Here is a 19,846-nt window from a genome sequence, read left to right on the forward strand (position 1 = left end):
GTCATGAAACAACTCCGTAACAACGTCATCCGCGCCGGGCTGGGAGCACTCTATTTCAGCGGGGCGCACCACCTCTTGCGCCCGCTTTTGTCGGGCGTCGGCGCTATTTTCATGCTGCATCACGTGCGGCCGGCCCGCGAAGGCGCGTTCCAGCCGAACCGGCATCTCGAAGTCACCCCCGAATTCCTCCGCGCCACGCTCAGCCATCTGCGCTCGCGTGACATCGATATCGTCAGCATGGACGAGCTTCACGAGCGGCTGGTGCAGGGCCGGTTCGAGCGCCGCTTCGCCGCCTTCACTCTCGACGACGGCTATCGCGATAATCTGGACTATGCATTGCCGGTTCTGCGCGAATTTGACGCGCCCCTGGCCGTCTATGTCGCCAGCGATTTTGCCGAGGGCACCGGACGTCTCTGGTGGACCGCGCTGGAAGCCGTGATCGCCAAGGCGGAGCAGATCGACGTGCAGATCGGCAATTCTGCGCTGCAGCTCGATGCCACGACGCCTGCCGCAAAGCAGGCGGCGTTCGACCGCCTGCACGACTGGCTGCGCGCGCTGCCGGGCGAGCACGACCTGGCGCGCGAGATCGAGGCGCTCTGCGCCCGATACGACGTCGACATGGCCGCGCTGTGCCGCAGCCTCTGCCTGTCCTGGGACGAGGTGAAGCGGTTTGCCGCCGATCCGCTGGTGACGATCGGCGCGCATAGCATCAGCCATTGCAATCTCGCGCGGCAGAGCGAGGAGATCGCCGCGCAGGAGATGGCGATCAGCCGTGCACGAATTGAAGAGGCGCTCGGCCGCAATGTCCAGCATTTCGCCTATCCCTATGGCGACCGCGAAGCCGCGGGCGGGCGTGAATTCGCCCTTGCCGCGACCGCCGGCTTCAAGACCGCGGTGACGACCCGGCCCGGCATGCTGTTCGCCGAAAACGCCGGCCACATGACCGCGCTGCCGCGCGTCTCGCTCAACGGCAACTACCAGGACGCGCGGATCTTGCCGGTGCTGACCTCGGGCGCAGCAACTGCGATGTGGAACGGCTTTCGCCGGTTTGCTGCGGCCTGATCCGTCGGCACACTCAGACCTTACCCTCGAGGAGCGCTCGAAAGGAGCGCGTCTCGAAGGATGGCCGCCCCTTCCTTGACTCCCCTCCCTTCCCCGCTCAAAACGTCGCCAAACCAAGGGAGGCACCATGTTCAACGATCTGTTCTCGCTCAAAGGCCGCGTCGCGCTCGTGACCGGCGGTTCGCGCGGCATCGGCAAGATGATCGCGGCGGGCTTCCTCAGCTCCGGTGCGGCGAAGGTCTACATCACCGCGCGCAAGGCAGGTCCCTGCGAGGCCACGGCGAAAGAGCTTTCCGCCCAATATGACGGCGAGTGCATCGCACTGCCGATCGATATCTCGACCGTAGAAGGCTGCGACAGGCTGGCTGGCGAAATCATCAAGCTGGAGCCGAAGCTCGACATCCTCGTCAACAATGCGGGCGCGGCCTGGGGCGCGGAGTTCGACGAATTCCCCGAAAGCGGCTGGGACAAGGTGATGGACCTCAACGTCAAGTCGCTGTTCTTTTTGACGAAGGCGCTGGCGAAGCCGCTGCGCGCGGCGGCAAGCGCGGAACGTCCGGCGAAGGTGATCAACATCGCCTCGGTCGACGGCATCTTCGTCAATCCGAGCGAGACCTATTCCTACGCCGCCAGCAAGGCCGCCGTGATCCACCTGACGCGGCGCATGGCGACGAAGCTGATCAAGGACAACATCAACGTCACCGCGATCGCGCCCGGCGCGTTCAAGTCCGACATGAACCGGGCCGCGCGCGACCATTCCGACGAGGTCGCCAAGCGTATTCCGGCGCGCCGGATCGGCACCGATGAAGACATGGCAGGCGTAGCGATCTATCTCGCCTCGCGTGCGGGCGATTACGTGGTCGGCAACACCATCGCGGTGGATGGCGGCGTGGTGTATGCGAATGCCGGGCTGGAGATTGCAGGTTAGGCTACGCGGTTTAAGGCGGCGCTCTCGTCTCACACTCAGCAGTCATGCCCCGGCTCGACCGGGGCATCCAGTACGCCGCGGCGTCTCGATTTATCTCAAATGTCTCTGGAATACTGGATCACCCGCTTTCGCGGGTGATGACACCATTTGTGGCGGCGCGGCCGTTGCGCCTCGCTGGCAGCCGCTACGACTCGATCTTCACGTACTCGAAATCGCCGGGCTTGTTGTCGATGCCGACTTTCGGCGGCGAGATCCAGGAGGCGAACTTGCCGGTCTCGGTGACGGGCTGCATCAAGGAGGTGATGAAGTCGCCGTCCGCGGTCGACGGCAGCCATTCGTCCTTGCGCTTGGCCCAGGTCGCATCGTCGATCAAAATGCCGTCGGGCGTGGCGTGGATGTCCTTGAACTCGCCGATGTGGCGATGGAAGGCGACGTTGGGCAGCTTGAGCTGGAAGTCGTAGCCCGCGGTCGAGATCACCTTGTTCCAGCGCAGCATGCCCTTGACGCAGTCCTGGCTGTAATCGTCGCGCAGGCGCATGTTGAGCGCGGTCAGCGCCGGCTCGTCCACCAGCTTGATCTCGCCGTCGATGAACTTGAGCACCGGATAGGTGGCGTTCTTGAGCTGGTGGTCGTCGTCGATCTGGGTTTCGTGATAGCGGCCCTTGATACCGGTGTTGAAGGCGTTGGCCGCGTTGGTCGAGACTTCCGAGCCGAACAGATCCAGCGACAGCGTGTAGTGCAGGTTCAGCTTCTTCTGGATGGTCGGAAGATCGATCACGCCGAGCGCGCGGACCTTGGCGATATCGGTGGGATCGGTGATACCGGCTTCGCGCATCGCATCGCAGGTGCGCTGCACGACGCGGGTGATGCCGGTCTCGCCGACGAACATGTGATGCGCCTCTTCCGTCAGCATGAAGCGGCAGGTGCGCGAGAGCGGATCGAAGCCCGACTGCGCGAGGCTGTGCAGCTGCATCTTGCCGTCGCGGTCGGTGAAGTAGGTGAACATGAAGAAGGACAGCCAGTCCGGCGTCGCCTCGTTGAAGGCACCGAGCATGCGCGGCGCATCGGCATCGCCCGAGCGGCGGCGCAGCAGATCGTCGGCCTCTTCACGACCGTCGCGGCCAAAGTATTTCTGGAGCAGGTAGACCATCGCCCAGAGATGGCGGCCTTCCTCGACGTTGACCTGGAACAGATTGCGCATGTCGTAGAGCGAGGGCGCGGTCTTGCCGAGATGGCGCTGCTGCTCGACGGAGGCGGGCTCGGTGTCGCCCTGGATCACGATCAGGCGGCGCAGCATGGCGCGATATTCGCCCGGGACTTCCTGCCAGGCAGGCTCGCCAAAATGCTCGCCGAAGGGAACGACGCGGTTTTCTTCCTGGGGAGCAAGGAGAATGCCCCAGCGATAGTCGGGCATGCGGACATAGTCGAACTTGGCCCAGCCGCGCGGATCGACCGAGTAGGCGGTGCGCAGATACACCAGCGACTCCTGAAAGCCTTCCGGCCCCATGTCGCTCCACCAGTCCATATAGCCGGGATGCCAGCCCTCCAGCGCCTTGAGCACCTGGCGGTCTTCAGCGAGGTTCACGTTGTTCGGAATCTTGGTCGAGTAGTCGACGTTCATGATGTTCATGTTCATGGCCGTGCTCTCCTTGCGATCTCTTGTCCCGGATGCAGTGCTGCACTGCTGAGCCGGGACCCATTGTTCGGTCCCTGTGGGTCCCGGTTCTGCGCAGCGGCACTCCGTGCCGCAGTGCGCCCAGGACACTGGTAGCTAAACCCGCGTCATATCGAATTTCGGCTTCTGGCCGCTGCCGTAGCGGCGCAGCGCGCCTTCCTCGCCGACCGCGTTCGGGCGCTGGAAGATCCAGTTCTGCCACGCGGTGAGGCGCGAGAAGATTTTCGATTCCATCGTCTCGGGTCCGACGAAGCGCAGGCTCGCTTCCATGCCGGTGAGGCTGTCGGGCGAGAAGCTGGCGCGCTCTTCCAGAAACACGCGAACTTCATCATCCCAGTCGATGTCATCGAGCGCGAAGGTGACGAGGCCAAGCTCTTCCGCCTGCTCGGCATCGAGGCTGGTACCGAGGGTGGTCTCCGCGCGTTCAACATCGGCCGGATCGGCCTGGAAACGCGACTCCAGCCGCGTCAGGCCGTGGCTCATCGGATATGGGCCGAAATTCATCGCGGAGAGCTCGATCGACGGCGGCGGACGGTTGTCGCCCTGGCGCGTGCCGATCAGCATGTAGGAGCGGTCGGCGGCGAACACGAGCTCGGCGAGCGTGCCGGCAAAGCAGGAGCCGGGCTCGACCAGCGTCACCAGCGTGCGCGAGGTGACGTCGATGCGCTTGAGCACGCGCTTCCAGTAATGCCTGATCTCGTTGACCAGCCAGTGCGCCTTGTTGGCCTCGAGGAAGGCGTCGCAAGCGAGCACATGGGCGCGGTCGCCGTGGCTCTTGAACACCAGCATGGCGATCTCGAGCTCGTTGATGCGTAAGTGCAGGATGGCATCGTCGAGCTCACGGGCGACCTGCAGCGGCCAGAACGCGGCACCCTGCGCCATCATGCCGTCGATGTCGGCGGGCGGCGCGGCTTCAGGGGCCTTGATCGAGATGGTGGCGATGCGGGCCGCGCGATCGATGTCGACGGTGACGAAGCCATAGCGGATGCTGGTCTCGTCGATGACGCGCTTGAGCGGGGTCAGCGGGACGCCCTTGCCGCTGCCGGCGCGCTTGGAGGCGCCCGCGAATTCCCTGGCGCGCTCGGCGACCTTGGTTTCCAGCTTCGAATTCGGCGCGATCTCGTCGACGAGGCGCCACTGCACGGCGCGCTTGCCCTTCACGCCTTCCTCGATGGTGCAGAAGAAATCGGCGTGATCGCGGCGCACCTTGCGCTTGTCGACGACGCGGGTGAGGCCACCGGTGCCCGGCAGCACCGCGAGCAGCGGCACTTCGGGCAAGGCAACGGCAGACGCGCCGTCGTCGGCGAGGATGATGTGATCGGTCGCAAGCGCCAGCTCATAGCCGCCGCCGGCGGCCGAGCCGTTCACGACGGTGATAAAGCGCTGGCCGGAATTCTCGGACGAGTCTTCCATCCCGTTGCGGGTCTCGTTGGTGAACTTGCAGAAGTTCACCTTGTGGGCATGGGTGGAGCCCGCGAGCATGCGGATGTTGGCGCCGGCGCAGAACACGCGGTTCTTGGCCGAGCGCATCACCACGACCTTCACCTCGGGGTGCTCGAAGCGCAGGCGCTGGACCACGTCCGCAAGCTCGATGTCGACGCCGAGATCGTAGGAATTCAGCTTGAGCAGATAGCCCTCGAACAGGCCGCCGTTCTCGTCGACATCCATGGTCAGCGTCGCGACGTCGCCGTCGACCGCCAGCTTCCAATGCTTGTAGCGGGACGGTTCAGTCTGGAAATCGATGAATGTCGCGCCGCCTGCGAGGCGCCGATCTTCCCCGGCCATGGGCCACCCTTGGGTTCGTTTTGGTTTTACCGTTAGATGCACAATAGTGCATATTTTAGAGCGCGTCTAGTCCTTAAAGGTCAATACATGCACTTTGTTTCATGGCAACTATGGGGAGCGCACGATAGAGCCGAGCGCGATCCAATCGGCCTTGGAGAGCTGGGGACGGCCGAGCTTGGCCTGGAGCAAAGCCGTCAGCGCAGGAATCGGAAAACTCTCGACAAAGCCGTCGCCGCCCGCAGCCGCCTTGCGAGCACTCAGCACCCGCAGCTCCGCCAGCGCCTCGCCGAACAGCCGCGCGGCCGAATGCGACCTCTGCATGCGCAGCCGTAAATTCGCGCTGGCGACAAAGATGCAGGCGCGCAGCAGGATGCGCTCGCGGCCGTTTTGCGGCGCTGCAGCCCACACCGCCTCCAGCACCTCCTGCGCTTCCCAGAAATAGCCGCGGTCGTTGAGCGCGAGCCCGTAGCGCAATGCGGGATGGCGCGCCGGCACGTGGCCGCGAAAGGCCGAGGGCACCAGCGCCTTGGCCATGTCGAGCGTGACGTAGTCGGCATCCAGCCCGGCGGCCTCGCCCGGCACATAGGCCCATTGCGGCCACGGCAATTGGCCGCTCGCATGTGACGGCACATTCATGGATGTGCCTCCACATGATCATGCGGCGCGTCCCTGGAGTCCCTGATCGTCGCGCAGGGCCGCTTTTGCAAATTGCTCAATTGCGTCAAGCGTCGCCCCCGGCGCTTCACGATGCGGGGAATGGCCCGCGTCTGAAATCATTTTTAAATCTACCGGACAGTAGCACTCTTCCTGCGCAATTTCGACCTGTCGCAATGTCCCATATTGGTCATCCTCGCCCTGCACGACCAGGATGGGGACGCGGACATAGGCCAGATATTCCGAGATGTCCCAGTCGCGGAATTTCGGGTCGAGCCAGGCGCCGTTCCAGCCGTGGAAGGCGTTGTCGACGTCCTTGTGCCAGCGCGCCAGCTTGGCCTTGAGATCGGTGGTCTCGAAGGCGGTCTTGATCGCGGCGATGGACGTCACCGAGATGTCCTCGACGATGAAATGCGGCGCGATCAGCACGAGGCCTTGCAGCCGGTGATCCTGATGCGTCCCGGCATAGATCGTCGCGATCGAGGCGCCGTCGGAATGGCCGAGCAGCAGGCCGCGCTTGAAGCCGATCATATCGAGCAGCTTCGGCAGCACGTCGAGTGCCTCGCGCTGCATGTAATCGAGCGGCCGCGGCAGCGCGACCGGGCTCGACTGGCCGTAGCCTGCACGCGAATAGGTGAAGATGCCGGCGCCGGTGGCCTGCTGCAGCTTCTCGGGGACATCGCCCCACAAGCCGACACAGCCGAGGCCTTCGTGGAGCATGACAATGGTCGGGGCGTCGGCGGATTGCGGCGCGAGCCATTTGTATTCGAGGCTGGCGCCGCCGATCGTGAGGAAGCCGGTGGGGGTGAGGGTCATGATCGTACCATTCTCTCCATTCGTCATGCCCGGGCTTGACCCGGGCATCCACGCCTTTCCTCAATCGCAGGTGCACGTGGATGGCCGGGTCAAGCCCGGCCATGACGGCTTGTTGCTAGTTCGCGCCGTCCCGTAATTTGAAGCGCTGGATCTTTCCCGTCGCGGTCTTCGGCAGCGAGTCCACCACGTCGATCCAGCGCGGATATTTCCATGGGCCGATCTTCTGCTTGACGTGCTCTTTCAGCATCTCCTGCAGATCCGTCGTCTTCGCGCCCTGACGCAGCACGACGAAGGCCTTCGGCTTGAGGAGGCCTTCCGGGTCGGCTTCGGGCACGACGGCGGCTTCCAGCACGGCCGGATGCGTGATCAGCGCGCTCTCGACCTCGAAGGGGGAGACCCAGATGCCGGAGACCTTGAACATGTCGTCGGCGCGGCCGCAGAAGGTGTAGCGCCCATCGGCGTCGCGGACATATTTGTCGCCGGTCCGGGTCCACGGTCCCTCGAAGGTGCGGCGGCTCTTGTGGCGCTGGTTCCAGTAGCCCTCGCCGGCGGAGGGCGCATCGACCAGGAGCTCGCCGACCTCGCCGTCGGCGACGTCTTGCCCTGCCTCGTTGACGAGCCGGACCGCGTAGCCCGGCACCGGCTTGCCGGAGGAGCCGTATTTGATGTCACCGGGCGCGTTCGACAGGAAGATGTGCAACAGCTCGGTCGAGCCGACGCCATCGAGAATGTCGACGCCGAAGCGCGCGTTCCAGCTGTTACCGACGGATTCCGGCAGCGCCTCACCGGCCGAGGTGCAGATGCGCAAGGACTTGCCGCCGCGCTTGCTCTTCATCGTCTCGTCGTTGAGCATCGCTGCGAACAGCGTCGGGACGCCGTAGAAGATCGACGGATTGTACCGGTTCATCAGGTCGAACATCCGCGCCGGCGTTGGCCGCTCGCTGTTCAAGATCGTGGTGGCACCGACCGACATCGGGAAGGTCAGCGCATTGCCGAGGCCATAGGCGAAGAACAGCTTTGCCGCGGAGAGGCCGACGTCGTTTTCACGAATGCCGAGCACCTTGCTCGCGTAAGTGTCCGCGGTCGCCTGCAAGTTCGAATGGATGTGGCGCACGCCCTTGGGCATGCCGGTCGAGCCCGACGAATACAGCCAGAATGCGGGCTCATCGGGATGCGTCGCGGCGGTGGCGAACTGGTCGCTCTCGTCCGCGATCTCTTCAGCGAGTTGCTTGTGACCGTTCTGCTTGGCGCCGGAGACCACGACATGCTCGAGATCGGGCATGCGCCCGACGACATCCTTGATGACGGGGTAGAGCGCTTCGGACACGAACAGCACGCGCGCACGGCAGTCGGCGAGGATGTAGGCGTATTGGTCTGATGTCAGCAGCGTGTTGAGCGGCACCGGTACGATGCCGGCGCGGATCGCGCCCAGGAACACCACCGGGAAGTCGACCGTATCCAGCATGATCATCGCCACGCGCTCTTCGCGGCGGACGCCGAGACGGCGCAGCATGTTGGCGGCACGCCGGCTCTCGCGCTGGAGCTCGCCATAGGTGAGCCGCGAGACGGTGTCGTCGAAGGCGAGCTTGTTGCCGCGCCCCTCCTCGACGTTACGGTCGAGCAGCCAGGTCACCGCGTTGTAGGATCCCTCGCTCACGGTCGTCTCCCCCGAATTTAGAATTATAATTCATAGAAAGACACTGTGGCGGCTTGCTGTCAATGCCAGCAGGCATTATGTTTCATTAAAACGCGCCGCAGGACCTCCTGTAAAGAAGACTCATGACCGATAGTCCCGACGCCGAATCCCGCTTCCTCGAACAGCTCGGCCAGCGCGTACGCACCATGCGTGCACTGCGCGGCATGTCGCGCAAAGTGCTCGCCAAGGTATCAGGAATCTCGGAGCGCTACATCGCGCAGCTCGAGAGCGGCAAGGGCAACGTGTCAATCGTGCTCTTGCGCCGCGTCTCCGACGCGATGGGCGCACATCTCGAAGACCTGCTCCCGAGCCCCGATCCGACGCCGGACTGGCAGATGTTTCGTGATCTCTTGCGCAAGGCGACGCCGGCGCAGATCGCACAAGCCAAGGACCTGCTTGCGGGCGGCAGCGCCTCCGCGCCGCGGCGCGCGCCGTTCTGCGGCATCGCGCTGATCGGCCTGCGTGGCGCCGGCAAATCGACGCTCGGCAGGATGCTGGCGAAAAAGATCGGCTGGAGCTTTGTCGAGCTCAACAAGGAGGTCGAGCAGCAGAACGGCCTTTCGGTCGCCGAGATCATCGCGCTGTACGGCCAGGAAGGCTTTCGCCGCATGGAGCAGGCGGCGCTGCAACAGCTGCTCGCGCGCAACGAGCTGATGGTGCTGGCGACCGGCGGCGGCATCGTCTCGGAGCCGTTGACCTTCGACCAGATCCTGTCGTCGTTCTACACGATCTGGCTGAAGGCCGAGCCCGAAGAGCACATGGCCCGCGTCCGCCGCCAGGGCGATTTGCGTCCGATGGCGGACGACCGCTCCGCGATGGCCGAGCTGCGCAACATCCTGCTGAGCCGCGAGCCGCTGTATTCGCGCGCGACGGCGGTGGTGGATACGGCGGGGCTGAGCGTCGATGCAGCGGCTGCGCGGCTGATCGATGCGGTGCGGCCGGTGCTGCAGAACGAGGCCCGCAGCTTTGGGCTACGGAGTGTGGCGCTGTAGGCTTGGCCCGTCGCTGGAATGACAATATATCCGAGCCTACAAGCTTGGGAATGAGTCATGACCGATAGCGACGTCGCAATCTCCATGTTCGAGCGGATCGGCGGCAGCGCCACGATCGATCGGCTGGTCGACCGCTTCTACGACCGCATGGATGCGCTACCGGAAGCGCAGATCATCCGCGCCATGCATGCCGCCGACCTTGGCCTGATCAGGGACGTGCTCAAGCGCTATCTCACCGAATGGACCGGCGGGCCAAAACTCTATTCCGTCGAAAAGGGCCATCCGCGACTGCGGCAGCGGCACATCGGCTTTGCCATCGGCGATGCCGAGCGCGACGCCTGGCTGCTCTGCATGCGCGGCGCGCTGGAGGAGACGGTCACCGATGCCGCCGCGCGGCAGGATCTCGACCGCGCGTTGTCCGGCCTGGCCGACTGGATGCGCAACCGCTAGCGCAACTACAGCAGTTGCGAACGCACCGACTCCGCCCCTTCGCGCAAGAGCGGCAGGAAACGGTCGATCAATTCCTGCGTCGGCACGCGGTCGACATGCGCGCCCATGTTGATGGCGGCAACGATCACATTGTCGTAGCGACGCACCGGAACCGAAATCGAACGGAAATGCGGCTCGGCTTCGCGATCCACCAGCGAATAGCCTAGCGCGCGATCGGCGATGATGCGCGCGAGCAGCGCCTTGGGTTCGGTCACCGTCTGCGGCGTCAGCGCCTCGCGTGTCATCGCCTTCAGCCGTGCGGCAAGATCGGCATCGTCGAGCTGGCCGAGCATGGCGCGGCCGACCGAGGTACAGAAGGCCGGCAGGCGGTAGCCGATTTCGAGGCCACCGGAAAACATCCGCGCCGGGCTGCTGCGCGCGATGAACACGACGTCATCACCGTCAAGCACTGCGAGCGAGGAGATTTCGTTTGCCGCAGTCGCAACGCGATCGAGCACGGGTTGAAGCACCGCAACGAGCTGATTGGAGCGCAGGTAGGACGCGGCGAGCGTCAGCACATGCGGCGTCAGCGAGAACAGTTTTCCATCGCCGGAGACGTAGCCGCCGCGCTGGAGGGTGAACAGCATGCGCCGCGCCGTCGCGCGTGGCAGGTCCGCAGCACGGGCGAGATCGCTGAGCGTCATCGGGCCGGTATTCGTGCCGAAGCACTGCAGCAGGCGCAGGCCGCGATCGAGGCTCTCGACGAAATCCGTCGCACGCTCCTCGCTCTCATTCCGCTTCAGCTTGGGCATGGGCTCGGGACAATCCTGCAAAATAATGCTTGCTGCCTTTCCAAGGCATGTCATAATTCGCCCATTCGTTCAATAGGCGAACAATCGCCACTCCACAAAGGATGCTACTGCCATGATGAGCCAGGAGCAGAACGACCTGATCACCCGCACCGGGCCGAAGGATCCCTGCGGCAAGCTGATGCGAAGCTACTGGCAGCCGGCGGCGCTGGTCGACGAGCTGGAGGGTGAGCGGCCGATCCGCCCCGTCAAACTGCTCGGCGAGAATCTCGTGCTGTTTCGCGACGAGACCGGGCGCTACGGCCTGATCGATCGCCACTGCGCGCATCGCGGCGCGGACCTCGCCTTCGGGCGGCTCGAACATGGCGGCCTGCGCTGCGCCTTCCACGGCTGGCTGTTCGACGCCACCGGCCAATGCATCGAGACGCCGGCCGAGCCGAAGGATTCAAAGCTCTGCCAGAACATCCGCCAGCGCTCCTATCCCGTGGTCGAGAAGAGCGGCATCCTCTGGGCTTATCTCGGCGAGGGTGAGCCGCCCGCATTCCCGGAGCTCGACTGCTTCGTCGCGCCCGGCACGCACACTTTTGCGTTCAAGGGCCACATGGCCTGCAACTGGCTGCAAGCGCTGGAAGTCGGCATCGATCCCGCCCATGCCTCCTATCTGCACCGCTTCTTCGAGGACGAGGACACCTCGACCGCCTATGGCAAGCAGTTCCGTGGCGCCTCCGCAGGCTCCGACCTGCCGATGACGAAGATCCTGCGCGAATACGACCGTCCGATCATCAATGTCGAGCACACCGAATACGGAATGCGGCTGATTGCGCTGCGCGAGATCGACGAGGAGCGCACCCATGTGCGCGTCACCAACCAGCTCTTCCCGCACGGCTTCGTCATTCCCATGAGCACGGAGATGACGATCACGCAGTGGCACGTGCCGGTCGACGACCAGAACTGCTACTGGTACGCGATCTTCACCAGCTATGCGAACCCGGTCGACAAGCAGAAGATGCGCGACCAGCGGCTCGAGCTCTACGAGCTGCCCGACTACAAGTCGCGCAAGAACAGCAGCAACGATTACGGCTTCGATCCGCACGAGCAGCAGACCGCGACCTACACCGGCATGGGTACCGACATCAACGTCCACGACCAGTGGGCGGTGGAATCCATGGGCGCGATCCAGGATCGCACCAAGGAGCATCTCGGCACGAGCGACAAGGCGATCGTGCAGTATCGCCGCCTGCTGCGGCAGGAGATCGAGAAGGTCGGCGGCGGCGAGAGGCCGATGCTGTTCCTCGACGAAGCCAATGCGCGCAGCATCCAGGGGCCGGCGACCATGGACGGCATCGGGCCGACACGGGGCTGGGAGACCTATTGGATGGAGGTCGACGTCAAGCGCCGCCGCGGCGCGCCGTGGACGGCGCCCGTGCCGAAGGAGATCGCGGACAATGTGCACCGGCTGACGGCGGCTGAATAGAGCGAAACTCTCTCCACCGTCATTGCGAGCGAAGCGAAGCAATCCAGAAATGTATCCGCGGAAAGACTCTGGATTGCTTCGTCGCAAGAGCTCCTCGCAATGACGGAGAATGTGGCGGGCATCTTGCATTCGTCGAGCATCGTGACTGAGGAGCAACCATCGTGACTTTCGTCGCGCGTCATGCGCTGTGGTCGGATGAGCAGAAGGACGCCGCAGCGCGCATGCGGCGTATCGTCGAGGAGAAGAACCTCGAGGTCATCCGCCTCGCCTTCCCCGATCAGCACGGCATTTTGCGCGGCAAGACCATTATCGCCTCGGAGGCGATCGCGTCACTGGAAAGCGGCTGCTCCATCACCACGACCATGCTCGCCAAGGACACCTCGCACCGCACGGTGTTTCCAGTGTTCACCTCAGGCGGCGGCTTCGGCATGAAGGAGATGGAGGGCGCGGCCGACGTGCTGATGGTCGCCGATACCACCACGTTCCGCGTGCTGCCATGGGCGCCGACGACGGGCTGGGTGCTGTGCGACCTCTATTTCCAGGACGGCCGTCCCGTGCCGTTCGCGACGCGCGGGCTGTATCGCAAGGTGCTCGACGAGCTCGGCAGCCGCGGCCATGATTTCGTCGCGGGGCTCGAGGTCGAATTCCACATCTTCAAGCTCGACGATCCGCATATGCGGCCCGAGGATTCCGGCCAGCCCGGCACGCCGCCCTCGGTGAGCCTGCTCAGCCACGGCTATCAATACCTCACCGAGCAGCGCTTCGATCAGATGGAGCCGGTGCTGGAGATCCTGCGCCGCGATATCGTCGCGCTCGGGCTGCCCTTGCGCTCGGTCGAGGTCGAGTTCGGGCCGAGCCAGTGCGAATTCACCTTCGCGCCGAAGAAGGGGCTCGAACCCGCCGACAACATGGTGCTGTTTCGCTCCGCGGTGAAGCAGATCGCGCGTCGCCACGGTTACCACGCCACCTTCATGTGCCGGCCGAAGCTGCCGAATGTGTTCGCGAGCGGCTGGCACCTGCATCAGTCGATCGTCTCGCGCGCGAGCGGCGAGAACCAGTTCATGGCCAAGGAGGGCGGCGAGCCGCTCAGCGCCTTCGGCCGCGCCTATCTCGCGGGCCTGCTCGACCACGCCCGCGCCTCGACCGTGTTCACCACCCCGACCATCAACGGCTACAAGCGCTACCGCTCCTATTCGCTGGCGCCGGATCGCGCGATCTGGGGCCGCGACAATCGCGGCGTGATGATCCGCGTGCTCGGCGGTGCCGGGGACGCCGCCACGCGCCTGGAGAACCGCATCGGCGAGCCCGCCGCCAATCCCTATCTCTACATGGCCTCGCAGATTCTCTCAGGCCTCGACGGCGTCGATCGCAAGCTCGATCCCGGCCCGTCGGCCGACACGCCTTACGAGACCAAGGCTCCGCTGCTGCCGAAGAGCTTGCGCGATGCGGTCTCTGCACTGAAGGACGATCCGTTCTTCCGCGAGAAGCTGGGCGCCGAGTTCGTCGACTATTACACCCACATCAAGAACGCCGAGATCGACCGGTTCCTGAGCGAAGTGACCGACTGGGAGCATCGGGAATATTTCGAGGTGTTCTGAGGGCCACACCTCTCTCCTCCGTCATTGCGAGGAGCGAAGCGACGAAGCAATCCAGAATCCCTCCGCGGAGAGATTCTGGATTGCTTCGCTTCGCTCGCAATGACGGGCGAGAGAGCGGGGGGCTCAGATCCCCAGATATTTGTGCTGCAGATCCGGCTCGGCCATCAGCTCGTCCGAGGTGCCGCTCCACACCGTCTTGCCGCGCTCGATGATGAAGTGGCGGTCGCAGATGCGGGCGAGGTGGTCGACATTCTTGTCGACGACCAGGATCGACTGGCCCCGGCTCTTGAGCAGTGACAGGCAGCTCCAGATCTCTTCGCGGATCAGCGGCGCCAGCCCCTCGGTCGCCTCGTCCAGGATTAGGAGCTTCGGATTTGTCATCAGCGCGCGGCCGATCGCCAGCATCTGCTGCTCGCCGCCGGAGAGCTGATTGCCCATGTTGGACGCGCGCTCGGCAAGGCGCGGGAACATCACGTAGATCGCGGCCAGCGTCCAGGGATTGCTGCTGCCGAAGCGATCGGCAGCGGCAGCGACCAGGTTTTCACGCACCGTGAGGTTCGGGAAGATCTGGCGCCCCTCGGGCACAAGGCCGACGCCGAGTTTTGCGATCCGGTAGGACGGCTGCGCCCGCACCTCGGCGCCCGCAAAGCGGATGCTGCCGGCGCGCGCCGGGGTCAGGCCCATGATGGAGCGGATGGTGGTGGTCTTGCCCATGCCGTTGCGGCCCATCAGCGAGACCATCTCGCCCGGCTTGATCGACAGGGACAGACCGAACAGCACCTGGCTGAGGCCGTAGCAGGTCTCGATGCCGTCGACGTCGAGCAGGGTGTCAGCCATCACTTTGTCAGCCATGGTGCGTCACCACATGCTGGTCGCCGAGATAGGCGCGCTTGACGTCTTCGTTGGCGCGGATCGCGGCCGGATCGCCCGAGGCGATGACGCGGCCATAGACCAGCACCGAGATGCGGTCGGCCAGCGCGAACACCGCCGGCATGTCGTGCTCGACCAGCACGATCGAGACTTCCTTGCGCAGCTCCTGGAGCAGTTGCACCATGCGCTGGGATTCGGTGACGCCGAGGCCGGCCATCGGCTCGTCGAGCAGCAACAGCTTCGGCTTGCTGGCGAGCGCGACCGCAAGCTCGATCTGGCGCCGCTCGCCATGGCTGAGCCTGGACACCAGGACATCGGCACGATGCAACAGGCCGACGCGATCGAGCGCGGCATGGGCGGCGTCGCGCAGGCCCTTTTCGTTGCGGGCATTGGCGAAGAAGCGGAACGAGTGGCCGGCATGCGCCTGCGCCGCCAGCGCGACATTGTCGGCGGCGGTGAAGTCGAGCAGCAGCGAAGTGATCTGGAACGAGCGGGCAAGGCCGAGCGCGCAGCGGCGATAGGCCGGCAGATAGGTGATGTCGCGCCCCGCCAGCGACACGCTGCCGGAATGCGGTTCGAGATGCCCGGTAAGCTGGCTGATCAGCGTGGTCTTGCCGGCGCCGTTCGGGCCGATGATGGCGTGCAGCTCGCCGGCCGCGACGTCGAGCGAGACGTTGTCCGTGGCGGTGATGCCGCCGAAGCGACGCACCAGCTTCTCGACCCGGAGCAAGGGTTCAGCCACGATTGAGCCTCCCGAGCAGGCCCATGATGCCGCCACGGCCGAACAGCACGATCAGCAGCAACATCGGCCCCATGATCAGCGCCCAATATTCGGTGAGCTGCGAAAGGAACTCTTCCAGCAGCAGATAGACCACCGCGCCCATGACGGGGCCAAACAGCGTGCCCATGCCGCCGAGGATCACCATCACCATGAGATCGCCGGACCGCGTCCAGTACATCACGGCCGGGCTGATGAAATCAGTGTTGTTGGCGAGCAGCGCGCCGGCGAGCCCGCACATCATGCCGGATATGACGAAGCAGACCAGCTGATAGCGTTTGGCGGGGAAGCCGATCGCCTGCATGCGCTGCTCGTTGGAGCGCAGGCCCTGCACGACGAGGCCGAAGCGCGAATTGACGATGCGCCAGATCAGGAACAGTACGCCGAACAGGCAGGCGAGGCACAGGTAATAGAACTGCGTGCGGTTCGACAGGTTGATCAGCCCGGAGAAGTCGCTGCGCTTGTAGACGGTGAGGCCGTCATCGCCGCCGTAACGCGCGAGGCCCGAGGCGACGTAATAGGCCATTTGCGCAAAGGCGAGCGTGATCATGATGAAATAGACGCCGCGGGTGCGCAGTGAGAGCGCGCCGATCACCAGCGCATAAAGCGCGGAGGCCGCCAGCGCGACCGGAAACTGGACGAAGCCGGAACCTACGCCTTCCTGCGCGAGCATGCCGACGGCGTAACCGCCGATGCCGAGATAGGCGGCGTGGCCAAAGCTCATCATGCCGCCAAAGCCCATGATGAGGTTGAGGCTCGCGGCGGCCAGCGCCAGGATGACGATGCGGGTGAACAGCGTCAGGATGAAGACGTTGCCGCTAAGCTGCGAATAGAGCGGCAGCAGCACGAGGCCCGCCAGCATCAGGGCCGTGACGGCCTTAGCTACAGTGAAAGCCTTCATCGACGATTGGCCGGAAACAGCCCCTCCGGCCGCACCACCAGCACGATCGCCATCACCAGATAGATCAGCATGGAGGACAGCGCGGGCGCGGCGGTGGAGGCAGCGGCGCCGCTCAGCACCTGCCGCAGCAGGTTCGGCAGGAAGGCGCGGCCGAGCGTGTCGATCATGCCGACGAAGATCGCGGCGAGGAACGCGCCGCGGATCGAGCCGATGCCGCCGATCACGATGATGACGAAGGCGAGGATCAGGATGTTCTCGCCCATGCCGATCTGCACGGTGAGGATCGGCGCCTGCATCAGCCCGGCCAACCCTGCGAGCGCCGCACCGAGCCCGAACACCAGCGTGTAGAGCAGCTTGATGTTGATGCCGAGCGCACCGATCATCTCGCGGTTGGAGGCGCCGGCGCGGATCAGCATACCGATGCGCGTGCGCATCACGCCGAGATAGAGCAGCAGCGCAACGAGCAGTGCGACCACGATGATGGCGAGGCGATAGGCGGGATAGTGAATGCCGGGCAGGATCGGCACCGGCACGGTGAGCCAGGCCGGCAGCGGCAGCGCAAGGCCGGCCGGGCCCCAGATCAGCCGCACCGCTTCATTGAAGAACAGGATCAGGCCGAAGGTCGCGAGCACGTGGTCGAGATGATCGCGGCCATAGAGATGCCGCAACGCGGCCATCTCCAGCACGATGCCGAGCACCAGCGTGGCACCGAGCGCCAGCAGCGCGCCAGCTAAGAAGCTGCCGGTCCAGGCCGCGAAGGTCGCGGCGAAATAGGCGCCCATCATGTAGAGCGAGCCGTGCGCGAGGTTGACGAGATCCATGATCCCGAACACCAGCGTCAGGCCGGCGGCGAGCAGGAACAGCAGCAGGCCGAACTGCAATCCGTTCAAGAACTGTTCGACGACGAGCAGCATCAAAACTCTTTCAGGCGCACGCGGAATCGCGCCGATGTTCGAACACAGTCGCCATCAGTGAAAGAGCTCCCCCTGCCTCTACAAGGCGGAAAAATGGGTAATGGCAGTATCGTTCCGAGGCAAGAGCGATTCGACACCAAACATGCACTTTGTTGCATGCGGGTGCATGCGATCGAAATTGACCTTGCTCCTAGCCTTGCAAGAAGGCTGCCGCGCAGGATGGGTCAACCTGCCGCACCCAAACGATCACCCTCCCCGCGGCAAACCGGGGGAGGGTGAGAACGTCGTCGAATGTACAGAGGATGCGTCTAGTGCGACGTCATCTGCCGGGGAAGATCATCCGGCTCGGCGAGCACGCTGTTCGCCGTCGAGGCCTCCAGTGCCGCCATCCGGAACAGGTAGGCCAGCGTCGCCAGTCCGGAGTCATCCGCCATCTGCGCCAATTCGAGCGCCATGTCGGACATGTATCCGAGATTCTCGTCCTTGGTTTGCGCCATGATCTGGCTATCCCGCATCATGTTCGACATCTCAGGCGCTCTTTCGTTGCGCGGCAGCAAGACCGCAGAGGTTGGCACGGGCGACGGCGTCCAGACGCGGGCCGTCTTGTTGAACGATCGAAGCCATGCCGATGCGATCATGCAGGGCATCGACCGTCTGCTGGCGAACGTCGATGGTCGCGGCCATCGTCCAGGCGTTCTCCACCAGGGCCGGCAGCCCGAGCGGAGTCACGACGAAGCCGGCCTCGTGGAAGCGTGGCAGCCACCAGGTTTCCATGATCGCGCTGACCTGCGCGATGCCCTGGCCGAGGCAGAATTCCTGCACCGCCGCCATCAGTTGCAGATTGAGGGCGCCGTCGCGGCGATCACGGACGACGAAATAGCGCGACCATTCCCAGATCAGCGGATCCGAAGGACAGCCGCGAACCGATGCCAGATGCGGGAAGACCTCGCTCATCATCGAGGGCTTGGTGGTAGGATAGAGCCGGTGGCCGCCGACGACGCGCCGGCCCTCCAGCGCAAGCAGATAGACGGTGTCCTCGTCGTCGTAGGAATCGATCTCGCGGCAATCAGGCCGGCGCAGGGTCTCCCAGTGCCGCTCCTCGACGAAGATGTCGTGGCGCAGCCGGAAGTGCTGTTCGAGTACGTCTTCGTAAAGGTGGCGATTGACTGCAGAAATTGCGTGAATCATGAAAACCCCCATTCAGCCTCAATGGGGGACAGGCTCTGCGAAAAGACGCAGGTTCGATATTGGGAAATTTCCCAGTATGTCGCTTAGGGGGCGATGATCTTGTGGCGAATCGCCAATGCCACCGCATGCGTACGGTTGACAGCACCAAGCTTGCGCGCAGCAGTTGCAAGATGTTCTTCCGCTGTGCGCTGCGTGATGTTCAGTATCTCGCCGATTTCCCAGGCTGACTTGCCTTGCGAGGCCCAGGCAATCACCTCGCGCTCACGGGGGGTGAGGCGCGCCGATTGATACGGGGTCGGATCGAGCAGACGGCGAATGTGGTCGAAGCCGTACATCGCCATCAGATGCAGGGCCGGCTTGCTGCGGGCATTGAGATCGAGATGGACGCCGCCGAGCGACACCGCGGCTTCATAGCCGGTGAGCCCGTGGATCGGCACGATGAAGCCGCGCGACATGCGAAAATCGCCGGCGCGGTTCATCACCTCCGCCGCGTTCGGCTCAAGCGCCGCATCATAGGGCGCTTCCGACCACTCGAACGGGTTGACCGATTGCCGACACAGCCGCACCACGGGATCGACGCGGTCGTAATTGTTCTGGGTGTAGAGATTGAACCATCCCACCGGCCAGCGCTTGGCAAGCACCATCTGCGCAAACCGCTGATCGGGATTTGGCAAGCCTGTGACGATGATGGTCTCGAAGCCAAAGCGACCGAAGGCCGTTTCGAGCGCATTCATGGCGTCCGGCACCTTGCGATAGGTACCCAGCCCTTCGATGAAGTCGAGCGCTTCCCGGCCATAATCGACGGCGGACATCGGTGCGTTTCCTGACCCTCGCCGATCGCTATAGCACGTATTTGGGGGCTGCCTCAATTCGCTGCTCCCGTAGTTCTCCGGTATCTGCCTGCTCCGAAGCTTTAATCTACTTGTGGAAGAAGTGACGTCAAGTTACACCTAAAGGCGTACAAAGCGAGAAAACCACGATGGACGACGAGAACATCGCCCTCAACAGCGTGCTCGGCTTGGAATTGAACCGCGTGTTTTTCGCCGTCCGTGACACGGCAAACAAGCAGAAGATCATCGAGTTCGCGCGCGAGGTGCTCCAGAGCGAGCGCACCGAGCTTGCGGACAGCGTGTCGCCCGAAGGGCCGGCGAGCTAGAACGCAGTTGCAGCATACGATGCCGAGCAACCGATCGCGCGACGACGACGCCCTGCTACTTGAACGCGCAGATTTTAATCGAAACATTCTGACGGCGAAGTTGGTTTTCCTTCTCCCCTTG

20 protein-coding genes are annotated in these 19,846 nt (G+C 64.1%); 7 read left to right on the forward strand and 13 right to left on the reverse strand.

What is annotated here, in order from left to right:
* Positions 1-3: 3 nt before the first annotated feature.
* Positions 4-1,062 carry a polysaccharide deacetylase family protein gene (locus AC1RR3_RS16880; protein ID WP_492824247.1) on the forward strand — a complete coding sequence of 353 codons (1,059 nt, stop codon included), beginning with the start codon at positions 4-6 and terminating at the stop codon, positions 1,060-1,062.
* Positions 1,063-1,189: 127 nt separating this feature from the next.
* Positions 1,190-1,990, forward strand: a complete 801-nt coding sequence (locus AC1RR3_RS16885; protein ID WP_492824248.1) for an SDR family oxidoreductase — start codon at positions 1,190-1,192, stop codon at positions 1,988-1,990.
* 184 nt (positions 1,991-2,174) lie between these two features.
* On the opposite strand, the gene boxB is transcribed toward AC1RR3_RS16885, so the two are convergent.
* The 5 genes from boxB to AC1RR3_RS16910 all read right to left on the reverse strand — a co-directional run bounded on the left by boxB (position 2,175) and on the right by AC1RR3_RS16910 (position 8,577).
* On the reverse strand, positions 2,175-3,626 hold the full coding sequence (boxB, locus tag AC1RR3_RS16890; protein WP_492824249.1) for a benzoyl-CoA 2,3-epoxidase subunit BoxB: 1,452 nt from the start codon (positions 3,624-3,626) through the stop codon (positions 2,175-2,177).
* Between the two features lie 135 nt (positions 3,627-3,761).
* On the reverse strand, positions 3,762-5,450 hold the full coding sequence (gene boxC / locus AC1RR3_RS16895) for a 2,3-epoxybenzoyl-CoA dihydrolase (protein WP_492824250.1): 1,689 nt from the start codon (positions 5,448-5,450) through the stop codon (positions 3,762-3,764).
* A gap of 108 nt (positions 5,451-5,558) precedes the next feature.
* Positions 5,559-6,086: a DUF309 domain-containing protein gene (locus tag AC1RR3_RS16900; protein WP_492824251.1), complete on the reverse strand. Its 528-nt coding sequence runs from the start codon at positions 6,084-6,086 to the stop codon at positions 5,559-5,561.
* A gap of 18 nt (positions 6,087-6,104) precedes the next feature.
* A complete protein-coding gene (locus tag AC1RR3_RS16905; protein ID WP_492824252.1) occupies positions 6,105-6,920 on the reverse strand; it encodes an alpha/beta fold hydrolase in 816 nt (271 codons plus the stop codon).
* Between the two features lie 115 nt (positions 6,921-7,035).
* Entirely contained in the window at positions 7,036-8,577 is a 1,542-nt protein-coding gene (locus tag AC1RR3_RS16910; protein WP_492824253.1) for a benzoate-CoA ligase family protein, read from the reverse strand.
* A 122-nt stretch (positions 8,578-8,699) separates the two neighbouring features.
* Here AC1RR3_RS16910 and AC1RR3_RS16915 point away from each other — a divergent pair, with 122 nt between their 5' ends.
* Entirely contained in the window at positions 8,700-9,608 is a 909-nt protein-coding gene (locus tag AC1RR3_RS16915; protein ID WP_492824254.1) for a helix-turn-helix transcriptional regulator, read from the forward strand.
* A gap of 57 nt (positions 9,609-9,665) precedes the next feature.
* Positions 9,666-10,058 carry a group II truncated hemoglobin gene (locus tag AC1RR3_RS16920; RefSeq protein WP_492824255.1) on the forward strand — a complete coding sequence of 131 codons (393 nt, stop codon included), beginning with the start codon at positions 9,666-9,668 and terminating at the stop codon, positions 10,056-10,058.
* A 5-nt stretch (positions 10,059-10,063) separates the two neighbouring features.
* On the opposite strand, the gene AC1RR3_RS16925 is transcribed toward AC1RR3_RS16920, so the two are convergent.
* Positions 10,064-10,849 carry an IclR family transcriptional regulator domain-containing protein gene (locus tag AC1RR3_RS16925; protein WP_492824256.1) on the reverse strand — a complete coding sequence of 262 codons (786 nt, stop codon included), beginning with the start codon at positions 10,847-10,849 and terminating at the stop codon, positions 10,064-10,066.
* Between the two features lie 112 nt (positions 10,850-10,961).
* On the opposite strand from AC1RR3_RS16925, the gene AC1RR3_RS16930 reads away from it, so the two are divergent.
* Entirely contained in the window at positions 10,962-12,320 is a 1,359-nt protein-coding gene (locus AC1RR3_RS16930; RefSeq protein ID WP_492824257.1) for an aromatic ring-hydroxylating dioxygenase subunit alpha, read from the forward strand.
* A gap of 161 nt (positions 12,321-12,481) precedes the next feature.
* Positions 12,482-13,918, forward strand: coding sequence for a glutamine synthetase family protein (locus AC1RR3_RS16935; protein ID WP_492824258.1), 1,437 nt, complete (start codon positions 12,482-12,484; stop codon positions 13,916-13,918).
* Between the two features lie 123 nt (positions 13,919-14,041).
* Here AC1RR3_RS16935 and AC1RR3_RS16940 read toward each other — a convergent pair whose 3' ends face one another.
* The 7 genes from AC1RR3_RS16940 to AC1RR3_RS16970 form a co-directional block, all read right to left on the reverse strand.
* Positions 14,042-14,770: an ABC transporter ATP-binding protein gene (locus tag AC1RR3_RS16940; protein WP_492824259.1), complete on the reverse strand. Its 729-nt coding sequence runs from the start codon at positions 14,768-14,770 to the stop codon at positions 14,042-14,044.
* Positions 14,763-15,530, reverse strand: a complete 768-nt coding sequence (locus AC1RR3_RS16945) for an ABC transporter ATP-binding protein (RefSeq protein WP_492824260.1) — start codon at positions 15,528-15,530, stop codon at positions 14,763-14,765. The genes AC1RR3_RS16940 and AC1RR3_RS16945 overlap by 8 nt, the downstream gene beginning before the upstream one ends.
* Positions 15,523-16,467, reverse strand: coding sequence for a branched-chain amino acid ABC transporter permease (locus AC1RR3_RS16950; protein ID WP_492824261.1), 945 nt, complete (start codon positions 16,465-16,467; stop codon positions 15,523-15,525). The genes AC1RR3_RS16945 and AC1RR3_RS16950 overlap by 8 nt, the downstream gene beginning before the upstream one ends.
* The gene (locus AC1RR3_RS16955; protein ID WP_492824262.1) at positions 16,464-17,381 is read right to left on the reverse strand and encodes a branched-chain amino acid ABC transporter permease; all 918 of its coding nucleotides are present in this window, start codon (positions 17,379-17,381) and stop codon (positions 16,464-16,466) included. The genes AC1RR3_RS16950 and AC1RR3_RS16955 overlap by 4 nt, the downstream gene beginning before the upstream one ends.
* Before the next feature lie 308 nt (positions 17,382-17,689).
* Complete coding sequence (locus AC1RR3_RS16960; protein WP_100234631.1) at positions 17,690-17,908, reverse strand: hypothetical protein; 219 nt, start codon at positions 17,906-17,908, stop codon at positions 17,690-17,692.
* 1 nt (position 17,909) lies between these two features.
* Positions 17,910-18,569, reverse strand: coding sequence for an acyl-homoserine-lactone synthase (locus AC1RR3_RS16965; RefSeq protein WP_492824263.1), 660 nt, complete (start codon positions 18,567-18,569; stop codon positions 17,910-17,912).
* An 83-nt stretch (positions 18,570-18,652) separates the two neighbouring features.
* Complete coding sequence (locus AC1RR3_RS16970; RefSeq protein WP_492824264.1) at positions 18,653-19,381, reverse strand: helix-turn-helix transcriptional regulator; 729 nt, start codon at positions 19,379-19,381, stop codon at positions 18,653-18,655.
* 167 nt (positions 19,382-19,548) lie between these two features.
* Here AC1RR3_RS16970 and AC1RR3_RS16975 point away from each other — a divergent pair, with 167 nt between their 5' ends.
* Positions 19,549-19,725 carry a hypothetical protein gene (locus AC1RR3_RS16975; protein ID WP_492824265.1) on the forward strand — a complete coding sequence of 59 codons (177 nt, stop codon included), beginning with the start codon at positions 19,549-19,551 and terminating at the stop codon, positions 19,723-19,725.
* The last annotated feature ends 121 nt before the right edge of the window (positions 19,726-19,846 follow it).

It is taken from the genome of Bradyrhizobium sp. GW821-FHT13H05, from assembly GCF_058804065.1.